This window comes from Streptomyces sp. NPDC050674, assembly GCF_040654575.1.
Taxonomy (GTDB): Bacteria; Actinomycetota; Actinomycetes; order Streptomycetales; family Streptomycetaceae; genus Streptomyces.
In genome coordinates, this window is the sequence record NZ_JBFAIG010000005.1 from 83476 (window position 1) to 98429 (window position 14954).

Sequence of the window (14954 nt, forward strand, 5' to 3'; positions counted from 1 at the left end):
CCGTCGGCCGACTGTTACACGGTCGTCGGAACCCCGTTACAGGGCCGCATGGTTGCGCGCGGGTGTTCTCCTTGACGCCGATCCGGACCCGAGGGACGAGCGAAGGGCCGCTGCCGGCCCCTCGTCCGGGGTGGGCAGCGGCCCTTCGTTCAGCGGAGCCGACGGACCGTCAGGCCGCGGAACCGGCCTTCCAGTCGGCCCAGCTCATGTTCCAGCCGTTCAGGCCGTTGTCCGGCGCGATCGTCTTGTCGCCGGTGTTCTCGACGACCACGACGTCACCGATGATCGAGTTGTTGAAGAACCACGCGCCCGGTGTGTTCGGGTCGTTGGCACCCTTGGCGTCCTGGAGGCCGACGCAGCCGTGGCTGGTGTTGACGCTGCCGAAGATGGACTTCGCGCCCCAGTAGTTGCCGTGGATGAACGTGCCGGAGCTGGAGAGGCGGATGGCGTGCGGCACGTCCTTGATGTCGTACTCGCCCTTGCCGTCGTCGTCCGTGAAGCCCACGGTCGCGCCGTTCATGCGCGTCTCCTTGAACTTCTCGGACATCACCATGACGCCCTCGTAGGTCTTGTTCTCGGGCGAGCCGGCGGAGATCGGGATCGTGCGGACGACCTTGCCGTCCTGCGTGATCTTCATCTTCTTGGTCTTCGCGTCGACGTACGAGACCTGGTTGCGGCCGATCTTGAAGGTGACCGTCTTCTGCTGGACGCCGAAGACGCCCTCGGCTCCCTCGACGCCGTCGAGCGCGAGCTTCAGCGTGACGGTGGAGCCTTCCTTCCAGTAGTCCTCGGGCCGGCAGTCCATGCGGTTGGCGTTGAACCAGTGGCAGGCAACCTCCTGGCCGCTGGTCGTGCTGACCTTGATGCCCTTCTGGACCGCGGCCTTGTTGGTGATCGCCTTGTCGAAGGTGATCGACACCGGCATGCCGACGCCCACGGTGGTGCCGTCGTCCGGCGTGAAGTTGCCGATGAAGCTGTTGGCCGGGGAGACGGTGGTGAACGAGGCGTTCTCATGGGCGACGCGACCGTCGGAGTCCTTCGCCTCGGCCGCCAGCTTGTAGGTGGTGGACCGCTCCAGCTGGGTGGTGGGCTTCCAGCTGGTCTTGTCGGCGGATATCTCGCCGCTGACCTCGGTGCCCTCGGCGGTCGTCATCTTCACGTCCGTGAGCGTGCCCTTGCTCACGGTGACGGTGGCGGAGTTGTTGATCGAGGCGTTGTCCGAGCCGTCCTTCGGCGTGATCTTGATCTGGGCCTCGGAGGTCTTCTTGGCCGCGGCCTCGTCGACCTTCGACTGGGAGCTGTCACCCCCGTCGCCCCCGGAGGCGCTGTCGTCGCCCCCGGAACACGCCGAGAGCATCAGCACTCCGCCGAGCAGTGCGGACGCGACCGTCAGGCCCTTGCGCCGCTTACTGACCGTCATCACACGCTTCTCCATCGTTGCCGATTTCCCCAAAACCCCGAGTGTCCCCCGTCAAGGACCTGAGTGCCCACGGCGGGACCGGTGAGTCCTCGCCGGGACGCGTCAGTCCTCGTCCGGAACGTTCAACGCTACGACCGGTTCGTCCGGTTCCCCAGGTCGCGCAGGTGTGGGGATCAACACGTCCGTGACGGACGGGACCGGTCGATACGGATGCGGTCGGTGCGCCGTCTGAGACGCGAGACCCCGGGCGGCGGTTGCCGCCCGGGGTCACGAGTTCCGGACAGCTCAGCCGTCGCTGTCGTCGCCATCATCCTCGTCGAGGTCCCAGTCCGGCGAATCGGGGTCGTAGTCGATCCGCTCGCTGCTCCAGGAGGCCTGCTGGAGCTCCACTCCCGGCACCTGGCTGACCAGGTCGAACGGGTCCACGAGATAGGCCAGGGCCTCCGCGGTGTCTTCCGTCACAGCGCCCTCGGCGTGGGCCCGTTCCGTCTCCGGCATCTCGCTCTCGCCGGCGATCTTGCGCAGCGCGGCCTTGGTGACCGCGTCCGCGTCGTCGACTGCGAGAACGACTTCCACCTGAACCCGTACAAAACGTGATGTCTCTGGAGTGCTCATGGCGCGAGCGTACGTCCAGGTCCTCCCGTGACTTTCCCGTGACCCGCGACTTTCACTAACATCGCCCCACACGGCCAATTCGCCGACGTCACAAGGGGATCGATATTCCGTGTCATCCGCTCGCCGTCCGTTGCTGACCGCCACCGCCGCGGCGTCCCTGCTGGGCGCCCTGTGGTTCGTCCCGTCCGCGAACGCGACGTCGGACTCCCCGGTCAGAGACGCGGTCTCGTCGAGCCCGTCGCCGCACGTCACGGAGCAGGCGAGGGTCGTGGCGACGACCGCGGACGCCTCCGTCACCGGCACCCGTCTCGCCGACACGGGCAGCTTCGACAGCACGCCGTACGTGATCGGCGGGACCTTCTGCCTGACCCTGGGCGCCGGGTTCGTCGCGTACTCGGTGCGCCGGGAACGCCTGGGTTTCTGACGGGCGTTGGGCGGGGCCCCGCCGGACGACGAGGCCCCTGCCGTCCTACTGGAGCGGCCCGGTGACCTTCTCCACCGCGGCCAGCAACCGCCCGTCGCGCACGAACGCGTCCGCCGCGGCCAGGTCGGGCGCGAGGAACCGGTCCGGCCCGGGTCCCTGGACCCCTGCCTCGCGCACGGCCTCGATGACCGCCTGCGACGCGGGCGCCGGGGCCAGTCCCTCGCGCAATTCCACGGCGCGCGTGGCGGCGTAGAGCTCGATCGCGATCACCCGGGTGAGGTTGTCGACGGCCGTGCGCAGCTTGCGCGCCGCCGACCAGCCCATCGAGACGTGGTCCTCCTGCATGGCGGAGGACGGGATCGAGTCGGCCGAGGCCGGTACGGCGAGCCGCTTCAACTCGCTCACCAGGGCGGCCTGCGTGTACTGAGCGATCATCAGACCCGAGTCCACGCCGGGGTCGTCGGCGAGGAACGGCGGCAGGCCGTGGCTGCGGTTCTTGTCGAGCAGCCGGTCGGTGCGCCGCTCGGCGATGGAGCCGAGGTCGGCGGCGGCGATGGCCAGGAAGTCCAGCACGTAGGCGACGGGCGCCCCGTGGAAGTTGCCGTTGGACTCCACCCGCCCGTCGGGCAGGACGACGGGGTTGTCCACGGCGGCCGCCAGCTCGCGGTCGGCGACCAGCCGGGCGTGGGCCAGGGTGTCCCGCCCGGCGCCGGCGACCTGCGGGGCGCAGCGCACCGAGTAGGCGTCCTGGACGCGCGGGGCGTCGTCCTGGTGGTGTCCGGTCAGGCCGGAGCCCTTCAGCACGGCCAGCATGTTGGCGGCGCTGGCGGCCTGCCCCGGGTGCGGGCGGATGGCGTGCAGCTCGGGGGCGAGGACCTTGTCGGTGCCGAGCAGGGCCTCCAGGGACAGCGCGGCGGTGACGTCGGCGGACCGGTAGAGCGCCTCCAGGTCGGCCAGGGCCATCACCAGCATGCCGAGCATGCCGTCGGTGCCGTTGAGGAGGGCGAGGCCCTCCTTCTCGCGCAGCTCGACGGGCTGGATGCCGTGCGCGGCGAGCAGTTCGGCGGCCGGGCGCACGACACCGTCGGGGCCCTCGGCGTCGCCCTCGCCCATGAGCGCCAGCGCGCAGTGGGACAGCGGCGCGAGGTCGCCGGAGCAGCCGAGGGAGCCGTACTCGTGCACGACCGGGGTGATGCCGGCGTTGAGGAGGTCGGCCATGGTCCGCGCGACCTCGGGCCGCACGCCGGTGCGCCCGGAGCAGACGGTCTTGAGCCGCAGGAACATCAGGGCGCGGACGACCTCGCGCTCCACGGCCGGGCCCATCCCGGCGGCGTGTGAGCGGACGATGTTGCGCTGGAGCTGTGCGCGCAGCTCGGGGCTGATGTGGCGGGTCGCCAGGGCGCCGAAGCCGGTGCTCACGCCGTACACGGGGTCCGGCTTGGCCGCCAGGGCGTCCACGATCTCGCGGGCCGCGGCGAGGGCGGCCACGGCCTCCTCGGAGAGCTCGACGCGGGCGCCGCCGCGGGCCACGGCGAGCACGTCGGACGCCGTCGTCCCGGACGTCCCCACCACCACAGTGTGCATATCCATATTCAGGAGCGTACGCAGTGAATTCGATGATGTCACCACTGGGGACGCCGTTCACCCCTTACCGAATGCGTCACACCGGCCGGGCCGGGTCAGGGCGCGTGCCGGCCCCGGAACCTCCGGCGCTCGCCGCCCGCCTCGTGCGACGGTTCGTCCGCCAGGCGCACCACGGGATCGTCCGGACCGGCCCGCCCGGCCACGACCGGCCGGTTCGCCCGCTCGGCCTTGGCCCGGTACTGGGCGGCGTCGGCCAGACGGAACAGCCGCCGGGCCGAGCGCACAGGACCGATCGGGTCCTCGGTGGAGGCGACCCCGCAGGCCACCCCGTCCCCGAGCTCCAACTCCGCCGCCCTGCGGCACAGTTCACCGGCCGCCTTCACGACCTGGTCGGCGGACGGCCCGACCGCAAGCAGACAGAACTCGTCCCCGCCCAGCCGCGCCGCCAGCGCCCCCGGCAGCATGGCCCCGCACAGCGACAGCACCGAGCCGAACCGCTCCAGGAGCCGGTCGCCGGCGGCGTGCCCATGGGTGTCGTTGACCCGCTTGAGCCCGTTCAGATCGCAGACGACGAGACTGACGACGGCTCCGTCACCGCGGTGCCGCTCGATCGCCTGCTCCAGGCGCACATCCACGGCCCGGCGGTTGGCGAGGCCGGTGAGGGAGTCGGTGAAGGCCAGCCGCCGGACCTCCTCCAGCCGCTCGGTCTGGGCGAGACCGGCCGCCACGACGGCGGCCAGGACGGTCGCGAAATCGGCGTCGCCCCGTCCGAAGACGGTCTCGCCGGCCGGCCGGGCGACGTACAGCTCGCCCCAGGCCCGCCCGTGCAGCACGATGGGCGCGACCACGCAGCAGCCCCGGCCCCGGCGCCGCAGGGCCGCCACCCGCTGGTGGCAGTACCCGGGCCGCCCGGCGGCGAGCCCCTCGGCGGTCTCCACCCACGCGTCGGGCTCCCCGCCACCGGCCCACTGCTCGTGCAGGAACTCGGTGATCTCCGCGAACTGGTGCACCGGATAGGCCTCGTCCTCGGGGAACTCCTCCTCCCCCTCGGCCAGCTCGCCGACGTTCACGAGGACCCTCAGCCGTCCGAGCTCCCGCTCCCACACCGACAGCGCGGCGAAGCTCCCGCCCAGCGCCCGGCACGCCCCGAGGGCCGCTGCGCGCCACGCCTCCCGCGACCCGTGCGCGGCCGCCATCCCCTGAGCCAACGCGACGACGGCCGCCAGCCGTCTGTCCTCACCCATCACTCCAGGCTAGGGAGTTTCCGGCCAGACTGACCTGTTTACGACGCGAACGGGGACGACCTGTTCGGCCCGGGCGGCCGGTCCGGCTCCCTACTCCCCCGGCCACTGCGGCTTGCGCCGCTCGTTGAAGGCCGCGACGCCCTCGGCCCGGTCCCCGGAGAACGCCGTGGTCCGCCACGCCGCGTCCTCGACCTCGAGCCCGGCCCGCAGATCCAGGCCCTGGCCGAGCCGCAACGCCCGCTTCGCCGCCCGGAGCCCCACCGGGGAGTTCCCCGCGATCCGGGCCGCCAGCGCCAGCGCCTCCTCCCGGTCCCGTCCCTCCTCGACCAGCTGGTCGACCAGCCCCAACTCCCCCGCCTCCACGGCCTCCACCCGTCGCGCGGAGAAGATCAGCTCGGCCGCCCGGGCCGCCCCGACCCGCCGGGGCAGCAACTGCGTCCCCCCGCCCCCGGGGATCACCCCGACCGAGACCTCCGGAAGCCCCACCACGGCCGTCCGGTCCGCCACGATCACGTCACAGGCGAGGGCCAGCTCGAACCCGCCCCCGAGCGCGAACCCGTGCACCGCGGCCACCGTCGGCACCGGCAGCTCCAGCACCCCGGTGTACGCCGCCCGCGTCACCGGCCGCTGCCGCAGCAGATCCGCGTCACTGAACGAGTTGCGCTCCTTCAGGTCGGCCCCGACGCAGAAGGCCCGTTCGTGCGTCGAGGTCAGCACGACCGCCCGGACGTCCCGGTCCTCCCCCAGCGTCGTGCACGCACCGGTGATGGACCGCGCCATCTGGGTCGACACCGCGTTCATGGCCTTGGGCCGGTCGAGGACGAGCTCCGCGACATGCCCCTGCTCGTGCCGCCGCACCAGCACGAACTCCCCGAACCGTTCCTCACTCATGACACCCTCCGGTTAACGCGGGTTAACAAGGTCGACGCTCAGATCATCGCAGCCGCACCCGACCCGGGAAAGGCCGGACGGGTCCGGTTTCCGGCCACCCCCGCCCACCCGTTCGAGTGACATCACCCCAACTCCGACCCAACCGCCCATGGGAGCGCATAGCGTGCGTCCCTCTCGGCGCACCGGGGCGCGGGTGCTACGGGGAGGGGCCGTTCCAGGGAGGGACCGTCCCGGGGGGAGGGACTGTGATGACGACGAACACACCGGCGAGGCCGCGAGAAGGCACCTGGGCCGCCATGCCGCCCACCAGGCGTGAGCCGCCCGCTCCCCACGCGCCGGCCCCGGCCGAGACCGGCCCCTTCGCTCCCCGTGCCCGGGGCCGTCACCGCAAGCCACGCCCCCGCAAGGTCCTGCTCGCCGCCGGCGGTCTCGCCCTGGCCACGGGCGCCCTGAGCCTGCTGCGTCTGACCTCCGGCCCCGGTACGGACACCGGCCCCGTCGAGGCCGGGGCCCGTCCGGACCCGGTCACCAGTGCCACGGACGACACCACTCACACCGCCGCGACCTTCCCGGCCCTTCCTCAGGCCGGTCCGTCGTCACCCACGACCCTGGGCGGCCCGGCCCCGTCCCGGGGCGGCACCGAGGGGGCCCGGCCGTCCCCTGCCGCCGCGACCGGCACGCCCGTGACCTCCGCGGCCACCGGCCCCGCGCCCACGACCATCCCCGACACGCCGAACACCGCGGATCGGGCCCCGGCCCCGAGGGCTTCGGGCGGCGGCACCCCGCGCCCCGCACCGCCCGCACCACCGACCGGGACGACACCCCCCAGCCGGGCCACCCCCGCCCCCGCACCCCGGCCCGACGAGCCCGAGCAGCCGCACGACCCCGGCCTGTGCGTGCCGGTCGTCGGCGTCTGCGTGGACTCCCCCCTGGGCCGCTGATGAAGGACGGCCGAGGGGCCCGTGGCTACGGTGCGCCGTCCCGGCGCGTGAGCAGCCACGGCTCCACCACGCCGAGCCCGCGCACCGGCCGCTGCCACATCGGCTGCAACCCGAACCGGTACACCGGGGGCTCCTCGCCCTCCTTCTCCGCCGCCGCGGCCTCCTCGGCCGCCTCCGCCTCGGAGGCCGGGGCGTCCTGCGTGCGGATCAGCTCCTCGGCGAAGGCGGTGTCGACCAGGACGGCGTCCTTGGGAGCTATCGACGTGAGCCGGGAGGCCAGGTTCACCGTCGTACCGAACACATCACCCATACGGGTGGTGACCGTGCCGAACGCCATGCCGACGCGCAGCTCCGGCATCGTCTCGTCGTGCGCCATCGTCTCGATCAGCCGCAGGGCGATCTCGGCGGCCGTTCCGGCGTCGTCCGCGGCGTACAGCACCTCGTCGCCGAGGGTCTTGATCAGTCGCCCGCCGTTCGCGGCAACCAGGTCGGCGGCCGTGGTCTCGAAGGCCTCGACCAGCTCGCCGAGCTCCTCCTCCTCCATGCGGCGGGTCAGCCGCGTGAACCCGACCAGGTCGGCGAAGCCGACGGCGAGGCGCCGGTCGACCATCTCCTCGTCGTCGGCCGCCTGCACGACCCGCCCGGCCGACGCGGCGAGCTGCCGGCGCCAGACGTAGACCAGGAACTCCTCCAGCTCGGGCAGGAGCAGCTCGACGATCGGGTACGTCACCTCGGTGCGGGTCATGCCCGGCTCGGGCGGCTCGGTCAGGCCCTCCAGGAAGGAGTCGATCTGCCACTCGGCGAGCCGCGCGGTGGTCTGGCCCGTGGACCGGGCCACCTGGACGGCCATCGCCTCGCTCAGCAGCCCCGCCTCGACGAGACCGGCCAGGCGCCGCAGCGCGAGGACGTCCGCCTCCGTGAGGGCCCTGGCCTGGCCGATGTCGGCGAAGCCCATGGCCCGCCAGAAGCGGGAGGCCAGCTCCATGGAGACACCGGCGCTGCGGGCCGCCTGAAACGGGGTGTAGCGGCGCTCGGCGCCCAGGATGAGCCCTTCGAGGCGCAGGGCGAGCGGATCCTCGCCGGAGTCGGCGCCCTGCGCGTCCTCGCCGGAACCCGAGTCGTCGACGGTCACGCGTGTTGCCCTTCCGATCTGTCACGGTCATGTATCGACCGGCCTCAACTCTACGGCAGGTGTGCGCCAGCTCACTCCGTTGGTTGAGCCGAGGGGTGAGGTGCCCGGCGTCGGACAGGAACTCGACGTCTGTGCCGCTGTTCCCAGGGGGCTTTGCCTGCTGGACCCCCGATCGGTCTGGACGGCCTGGTCCTCGATCGCCGGACGGGCTTGAAGCACCCGGCCCTCGTCCCGCCCCGGCCGTCGCTGCGCCCACCGGGCCTCACGCCGGCCTCAGGTGCACGATGTCCCCGGCACCCACCGGCTCCTGCACGCCCTCCTCCGTCGCCAGCACCAGCCGCCCGTCTCCGTCCACGGCCACCGCTTCCCCCACGACCGACCGGTCCCCCGGCAGCTCCGCCCGCACCACCCGTCCGAGCGTCGCGCAACCGGCCGCATACGCCTCGTGCAACCCGCAAGCTCCCGCGTCGCCCCCCGCCGCACGCCACTTGCCGCACCAGTCCTCCAGCGAGCGCAGCACGCCCCGCAGCAGCGGATCCCGGTCCGTGCTCACGGCCCCGGCCAGCGCCAGCGACCCGGCCGTCGGCACGGGCAGCTCGTCCTCCTTCAGTGAGACGTTGATGCCGACCCCGATGACCACCCCGTCGTCGCCGGCCCGCTCGGCCAGGATGCCCCCGGCCTTGCGCTCCGCGCCCCCCACCGTGACCAGCAGGTCGTTGGGCCACTTCAGGGCCGTGTCCACGCCCGCCGCCCGGGAAAGGCCCGTCGCGACCGCGACCCCGGTCAGCAGCGGCAGCCATCCCCAGCGCGCGACCGGCACCTCGCTCGGCGTGAGCAGGACGGAGAAGAAGAGGCCGGAGCGCGGCGGTGCCGACCACCGGCGGTCGAGGCGGCCGCGGCCCGCCGTCTGTTCCTCGGCGACCAGCACCGCCCCCTCGGTCACCTCGCCCTTGTCCGCCCGGGCCACCAGATCGGAGTTGGTGGAGCCGGTGCGCTGCACCAGGTCCACCTCCGACCACAGTCCCCCCTCCCGCACCAGACCCCGGCGCAGGGCGGTGATGTTGAGGGGCGGACGGTCCAGGTCGGACCACCGGCTTCCGTTCGGCTCTGATGCATCTCGCGGCGTCATGCAAGCCACCCTAGGTGTGGTAAACGCCGCACTGCCGATGTGGAGGGCCCCCACTACTCTACGGATGAGTAACCGTCCCCCCTTTTGAGCAGGCAGGGAGCCGCATCCCGATGTCCGAGCCGGAAGAGCAGCAGCAGCCCGACATCCACACGACCGCGGGCAAGCTCGCGGATCTGAAGCGACGCATCGAGGAAGCGACACACGCCGGCTCCGCCCGTGCCGTCGAGAAGCAGCACGCCAAGGGCAAACTGACGGCCCGTGAGCGGGTCGAGCTCCTGCTCGACGAGGGGTCCTTCGTCGAGCTCGACGAGTTCGCCCGGCACCGTTCCACCAACTTCGGCCTCGACAAGAACCGCCCGTACGGCGACGGGGTCGTCACCGGCTACGGCACGGTCGACGGCCGCCCGGTCGCGGTGTTCTCGCAGGACTTCACCGTCTTCGGCGGAGCCCTCGGCGAGGTCTACGGGCAGAAGATCGTCAAGGTCATGGACTTCGCCCTGAAGACCGGCTGCCCGGTCATCGGGATCAACGACTCCGGTGGCGCCCGCATCCAGGAGGGCGTCGCCTCGCTCGGCGCCTACGGCGAGATCTTCCGCCGCAACACCCACGCCTCCGGGGTCATCCCGCAGATCAGCCTGGTCGTCGGGCCGTGCGCGGGCGGCGCGGTCTACTCCCCGGCCATCACCGACTTCACGGTCATGGTCGACCAGACCTCGCACATGTTCATCACCGGCCCCGACGTCATCAAGACCGTCACCGGCGAGGACGTCGGCTTCGAGGAGCTGGGCGGCGCCCGGACCCACAACGCCACCTCCGGCGTGGCCCACCACATGGCGGGCGACGAGAAGGACGCGATCGAGTACATCAAGCAGCTGCTGTCCTACCTGCCGTCCAACAACCTCTCCGAGCCGCCCGCCTTCCCCGAGGAGGCCGACCTGGAGGTCACGGACGAGGACCGCGAGCTGGACGTGATCGTCCCGGACAGTGCGAACCAGCCGTACGACATGCACACGGTGATCGAGCACGTCCTGGACGACGCCGAGTTCTTCGAGACCCAGCCGCTGTACGCGCCGAACATCGTCACCGGCTTCGGCCGCGTCGAGGGCCGGCCGGTCGGCATCGTCGCCAACCAGCCGATGCAGTTCGCCGGCTGCCTGGACATCAAGGCCAGCGAGAAGGCCGCCCGCTTCGTGCGGACCTGCGACGCCTTCAACGTCCCGGTGATCACCTTCGTCGACGTCCCCGGCTTCCTGCCCGGCGTCGACCAGGAGCACGACGGCATCATCCGGCGCGGCGCCAAGCTGATCTACGCCTACGCCGAGGCGACCGTCCCGCTCATCACGGTCATCACCCGCAAGGCATTCGGCGGCGCCTACGACGTCATGGGCTCCAAGCACCTGGGCGCCGACCTCAACCTCGCCTGGCCCACCGCCCAGATCGCCGTCATGGGCGCCCAGGGCGCGGTCAACATCCTGCACCGCCGCACCATCGCGGAGGCCGAGGCGGCCGGGGAAGGCCCCGAGAACGCCGAGGCGGTCCGGGCGCGGCTCATCCAGGAGTACGAGGACGCCCTCCTCAACCCCTACGTGGCGGCCGAGCGCGGCTACATCGACGCCGTGATCCTGCCGTCCGACACCCGCCGGCACGTCGTACGGGGTCTGCGTCAACTGCGTACGAAGCGGGAATCCCTGCCTCCGAAGAAGCACGGCAACATCCCCCTCTAGCCCGCAGCGAGCCCAGGAGGCCCACATGACGATCAAAGTCGTACGGGGCAACCCGACCCCGGAGGAGCTGGCCGCCGCCCTGGCGGTGGTCAGGGCCCGCGCCGCGGCGGCTGCGGTGACGCCGCCCGGCGCGTCCGCCACCCGCGACTCCTGGTCCGACCCGTCCCGCATCGCGGCCCACCGCCTGCCCCAGCCGGGGCCGGCGGCGTGGGGCCGGACCTACTGGCCGGGCTAGAGCCCCCGCCCCCAGGGGCGCGGGGAACCGCGCACGGCGGAACAACGCGGGGCGCCGATTTGAGTACCCCTACTCAGGCGCCCCGCCCTGCCAGGCCGCACGCTGGTGGCATGCTGTGGTCCGACCCCGAGAACGAACCGCCCGAAGAACTGCGTGACATGCAGGGCATGCTGCGGCGGCTGAGCGTTCTCCTGGCCCTGGCCATGGTGCTGGCGATGATCGTGATCGGCGTGAGGTGAGAGGCGCCCGGTGACGCCGATACGCTGAACGCATGACAGATCAGCCGCGCCGCCGACTCGTCCTCGCCTCGCAGTCCCCCGCCCGGCTCGGACTGCTCCGCCAGGCCGGCCTCGCCCCCGAGGTCATCGTGAGCGGCGTCGACGAGGACGCCGTCACCGCCCCCACCCCCGCCGAGCTGGCGCTCGCCCTGGCCGAGGCGAAGGCCTCCGTCGTGGCGGCCCGTCCGGAGGTCAAGGGCGCGCTCGTGATCGGCTGCGACTCGGTGCTCGACCTGGACGGCCAGGCGCTCGGCAAGCCCGCGGACGCCGAGGAGGCCACCGCGCGCTGGAAGTCGATGCGCGGCCGGGCCGGCACCCTCCAGACCGGCCACTGCGTCTACGACACGCTCACCGGCCGCCACGTCTCCGCCACCGCCTCCACGGTCGTCCACTTCGGTGAGCCCACCGACGAGGAGATCGCCGCCTACGTCGCCTCCGGCGAACCCCTCTACGTCGCCGGGGCGTTCACCCTGGACGGCCGCTCGGCCCCGTTCATCGACGGCATCGACGGCGACCACGGCAACGTCATCGGCATCAGCCTGCCCCTGGTCCGGCGCCTGCTGGCCGAACTGGGCGTGGGCATCACGGAGTTGTGGGCGCCGGCGGAGAAGTGACCGGGGAGCCGTCGCCGCTCTTCCCGCCCCCGGGCGCGGCGTCGGCGGGCGCGGCCGGACGGTCGTACGTCATCAGCAGCAGCACGATCAGGGCGAGCACCAGCACCATGAACAGGAACGCCGGCCAGCCGACCAGGCCCCAGGTGAACGCGCCCAGCAGTCCGTGCACCACGGCCGCGCTGATCAGCAGCACCCGCCCGAAGCCCGCCGGGCGCTGGTCCCGCAGCGCCACGAGCAGCGCGACCAGCCCGCACAGGGCGAAGTAGAGGCCGAAGGCGATCCCGCCGATCTTCGACGACGCCGACATCATCTGCGGGTCCAGCCCGGCCAGCGACATGTCCTGCCGGTCGACGACGACCCCCAGGAACCAGTTGAGCGCCGCGACGCCGATCGCCTCGGCGAACAGCACCACGGCCACGACCCACGCCACCGGCCTGCGTATCACCGGGCCCACCTCTTCCGTCTGAAGACATCGCGAACGCTACTAACCGGTAAACCGCGGGACAAGGGTCCGGCGGCGGGCAAAGAATCATTGGGCCATTCGTAGGGACTCGACAAAGAAACCGAGTGGCCCGCAGCACGTGATGACAGAGACCTTGACCACAGGAGACGGCTAGGGTTTCCCGCAGGAGTACTGCGTACCGCGGTGCGACAAGGGATTACGCGGGTCGAGCGAGCCAGCATCACGCTCCGTGTGGGCAAGCTCACCACTGGGGACGGGTCGTAGTGCCGTGTCGGCAGTCCCTAAACTCGGCTTGTTTCAAGGAGGGAGCCTCAATCGTGCGCAAGGTGCTCATCGCCAACCGTGGCGAAATCGCTGTCCGCGTGGCCCGGGCCTGCCGGGATGCCGGTATCGCGAGCGTGGCCGTCTACGCCGACCCGGACCGGGACGCTCTGCATGTCCGCGCCGCGGATGAGGCGTTCGCCCTGGGCGGTGACACCCCCGGGACCAGCTACCTCGACATCGAGAAGGTGCTGAAGGCCGCCCGCGAGTCGGGGGCGGACGCGATCCACCCCGGCTACGGCTTCCTCTCGGAGAACGCCGAGTTCGCGCAGGCGGTCCTGGACGCGGGCCTGATCTGGATCGGCCCGCCGCCGCAGGCGATCCGCGACCTCGGCGACAAGGTCGCCGCCCGGCACATCGCCCAGCGCGCCGGTGCCCCGCTGGTGGCCGGCACGCCCGACCCGGTGTCCGGTGCCGACGAGGTCGTCGCGTTCGCCGAGGAGCACGGCCTGCCGATCGCCATCAAGGCGGCCTTCGGCGGTGGCGGCCGCGGCCTGAAGGTCGCCCGCACCCTCGAAGAGGTGCCGGAGCTGTACGACTCCGCCGTGCGTGAGGCCGTCGCCGCGTTCGGCCGAGGCGAGTGCTTCGTCGAGCGGTACCTGGACAAGCCGCGGCACGTGGAGACCCAGTGCCTGGCCGACACCCACGGCAACGTGGTGGTCGTCTCCACCCGTGACTGCTCCCTCCAGCGCCGCCACCAGAAGCTGGTGGAGGAGGCCCCGGCCCCCTTCCTGTCCGACGCGCAGGTGGAGCAGCTGTACTCCGCGTCCAAGGCGATCCTGAAGGAGGCCGGCTACGTCGGCGCCGGCACGGTCGAGTTCCTCGTCGGCAACGACGGCACGATCTCCTTCCTGGAGGTCAACACCCGCCTCCAGGTGGAGCACCCGGTCACCGAGGAGGTCGCCGGCATCGACCTCGTGCGCGAGATGTTCCGCATCGCCGACGGTGAGGCGCTCGGCTACGGCGACCCGGAGCTGCGCGGTCACTCCTTCGAGTTCCGCATCAACGGCGAGGACCCGGGCCGCAACTTCCTGCCCGCCCCCGGCACGGTCACCACGTTCGCCCCGCCGTCCGGCCCGGGTGTCCGGCTGGACGCGGGCGTGGAGTCCGGCTCGGTCATCGGCCCGGCCTGGGACTCGCTGCTGGCCAAGCTGATCGTCACCGGCCGCACCCGCAAGGAGGCCCTGGAGCGGGCCGCGCGTGCGCTGGAGGAGTTCCAGGTCGAGGGCATGGCCACCGCCATCCCCTTCCACCGCGCGGTGGTGAAGGACCCGGCGTTCGCGCCCGAGCTCACGGGCTCCACCGACCCGTTCACGGTGCACACCCGCTGGATCGAGACGGAGTTCGTCAACGAGATCAAGCCGTTCGCCGCGCCGGCCGACGCCGAGGCGGACGAGGAGCCGGGCCGCGAGACGGTCGTCGTCGAGGTCGGCGGCAAGCGCCTCGAGGTCTCGCTGCCGTCCTCGCTGGGCATGTCCCTGGCCCGTACGGGCCTCGCGGCGGGCGCCAAGCCCAAGCGCCGCGCGGCGAAGAAGTCGGGCCCCGTGGCGTCCGGCGACACCCTCGCCTCCCCGATGCAGGGCACCATCGTCAAGGTCGCCGTCGAGGAGGGCCAAGAGGTCAAGGAGGGCGATCTGATCGTCGTCCTGGAGGCCATGAAGATGGAGCAGCCCCTGAACGCGCACCGGTCCGGCACGATCAAGGGCCTGAGCGCGGAGATCGGGGCGTCGGTGACGTCGGGCGCGGCGATCTGCGAGATCAAGGACTGACCGGCCCTCACCGTACGAACGTCTGCGGCGCGGCCCCGACCAGGGGGCCGCGCCGCACACGCATATCCGGGGCCCGCCCGCCCCGGGCACGCACACCGGCGGCGGGGGGAGCACCCGGCGGCCTGCCCCACCCCACTGCGGCTCTACGCACCGGCCGCGAGGACCGCCCA

General features: G+C 72.2%; 15 protein-coding genes. 7 read left to right on the forward strand and 8 right to left on the reverse strand.

Going from position 1 to position 14954, the window contains the following annotated elements; all coding sequences use genetic code 11:
- Positions 1-169 precede the first annotated feature (169 nt).
- Together AB0I06_RS10715 and AB0I06_RS10720 are read right to left on the reverse strand one after the other, a co-directional pair.
- Complete coding sequence (locus AB0I06_RS10715; RefSeq protein WP_363118413.1) at positions 170-1420, reverse strand: Ig-like domain-containing protein; 1251 nt, start codon at positions 1418-1420, stop codon at positions 170-172.
- Positions 1421-1705: 285 nt separating this feature from the next.
- Positions 1706-2035, reverse strand: coding sequence for a hypothetical protein (locus AB0I06_RS10720; RefSeq protein WP_363118414.1), 330 nt, complete (start codon positions 2033-2035; stop codon positions 1706-1708).
- Between the two features lie 109 nt (positions 2036-2144).
- Here AB0I06_RS10720 and AB0I06_RS10725 point away from each other — a divergent pair, with 109 nt between their 5' ends.
- Entirely contained in the window at positions 2145-2459 is a 315-nt protein-coding gene (locus AB0I06_RS10725) for a hypothetical protein (RefSeq protein ID WP_363118415.1), read from the forward strand.
- A 45-nt stretch (positions 2460-2504) separates the two neighbouring features.
- On the opposite strand, the gene hutH is transcribed toward AB0I06_RS10725, so the two are convergent.
- The 3 genes from hutH to AB0I06_RS10740 form a co-directional block, all read right to left on the reverse strand.
- Positions 2505-4043 (reverse strand): histidine ammonia-lyase, encoded by a 1539-nt coding sequence (gene hutH, locus AB0I06_RS10730; protein WP_363118637.1) that lies wholly within the window; start codon positions 4041-4043, stop codon positions 2505-2507.
- A 95-nt stretch (positions 4044-4138) separates the two neighbouring features.
- The gene (locus AB0I06_RS10735) at positions 4139-5287 is read right to left on the reverse strand and encodes a GGDEF domain-containing protein (RefSeq protein ID WP_363118416.1); all 1149 of its coding nucleotides are present in this window, start codon (positions 5285-5287) and stop codon (positions 4139-4141) included.
- Between the two features lie 90 nt (positions 5288-5377).
- Positions 5378-6178: an enoyl-CoA hydratase-related protein gene (locus tag AB0I06_RS10740; protein ID WP_363118417.1), complete on the reverse strand. Its 801-nt coding sequence runs from the start codon at positions 6176-6178 to the stop codon at positions 5378-5380.
- A gap of 248 nt (positions 6179-6426) precedes the next feature.
- Here AB0I06_RS10740 and AB0I06_RS10745 point away from each other — a divergent pair, with 248 nt between their 5' ends.
- Complete coding sequence (locus AB0I06_RS10745; protein WP_363118418.1) at positions 6427-7119, forward strand: hypothetical protein; 693 nt, start codon at positions 6427-6429, stop codon at positions 7117-7119.
- Between the two features lie 25 nt (positions 7120-7144).
- Here the strand turns inward: AB0I06_RS10745 and AB0I06_RS10750 are convergent, their stop codons facing one another.
- Together AB0I06_RS10750 and AB0I06_RS10755 are read right to left on the reverse strand one after the other, a co-directional pair.
- Positions 7145-8251: an adenylate/guanylate cyclase domain-containing protein gene (locus AB0I06_RS10750; protein ID WP_363118419.1), complete on the reverse strand. Its 1107-nt coding sequence runs from the start codon at positions 8249-8251 to the stop codon at positions 7145-7147.
- A 262-nt stretch (positions 8252-8513) separates the two neighbouring features.
- The gene (locus AB0I06_RS10755; RefSeq protein WP_363118420.1) at positions 8514-9380 is read right to left on the reverse strand and encodes a biotin--[acetyl-CoA-carboxylase] ligase; all 867 of its coding nucleotides are present in this window, start codon (positions 9378-9380) and stop codon (positions 8514-8516) included.
- Between the two features lie 110 nt (positions 9381-9490).
- Here AB0I06_RS10755 and AB0I06_RS10760 point away from each other — a divergent pair, with 110 nt between their 5' ends.
- From AB0I06_RS10760 to AB0I06_RS10775, 4 genes are all read left to right on the forward strand, one after another.
- Entirely contained in the window at positions 9491-11104 is a 1614-nt protein-coding gene (locus AB0I06_RS10760) for an acyl-CoA carboxylase subunit beta (protein WP_363118421.1), read from the forward strand.
- Positions 11105-11129: 25 nt separating this feature from the next.
- Positions 11130-11339 carry an acyl-CoA carboxylase epsilon subunit gene (locus tag AB0I06_RS10765; RefSeq protein ID WP_363118422.1) on the forward strand — a complete coding sequence of 70 codons (210 nt, stop codon included), beginning with the start codon at positions 11130-11132 and terminating at the stop codon, positions 11337-11339.
- Positions 11340-11449: 110 nt separating this feature from the next.
- Positions 11450-11578 carry a hypothetical protein gene (locus AB0I06_RS10770; RefSeq protein ID WP_107308373.1) on the forward strand — a complete coding sequence of 43 codons (129 nt, stop codon included), beginning with the start codon at positions 11450-11452 and terminating at the stop codon, positions 11576-11578.
- A gap of 32 nt (positions 11579-11610) precedes the next feature.
- A complete protein-coding gene (locus AB0I06_RS10775; protein WP_363118423.1) occupies positions 11611-12231 on the forward strand; it encodes a nucleoside triphosphate pyrophosphatase in 621 nt (206 codons plus the stop codon).
- On the opposite strand, the gene AB0I06_RS10780 is transcribed toward AB0I06_RS10775, so the two are convergent.
- Positions 12200-12676 (reverse strand): hypothetical protein, encoded by a 477-nt coding sequence (locus AB0I06_RS10780; RefSeq protein WP_363118424.1) that lies wholly within the window; start codon positions 12674-12676, stop codon positions 12200-12202. The genes AB0I06_RS10775 and AB0I06_RS10780 overlap by 32 nt on opposite strands.
- Before the next feature lie 335 nt (positions 12677-13011).
- Between AB0I06_RS10780 and AB0I06_RS10785 the strand changes: the two genes are divergently transcribed.
- On the forward strand, positions 13012-14784 hold the full coding sequence (locus tag AB0I06_RS10785; RefSeq protein ID WP_363118426.1) for a biotin carboxylase N-terminal domain-containing protein: 1773 nt from the start codon (positions 13012-13014) through the stop codon (positions 14782-14784).
- Positions 14785-14954: the final 170 nt, after the last annotated feature.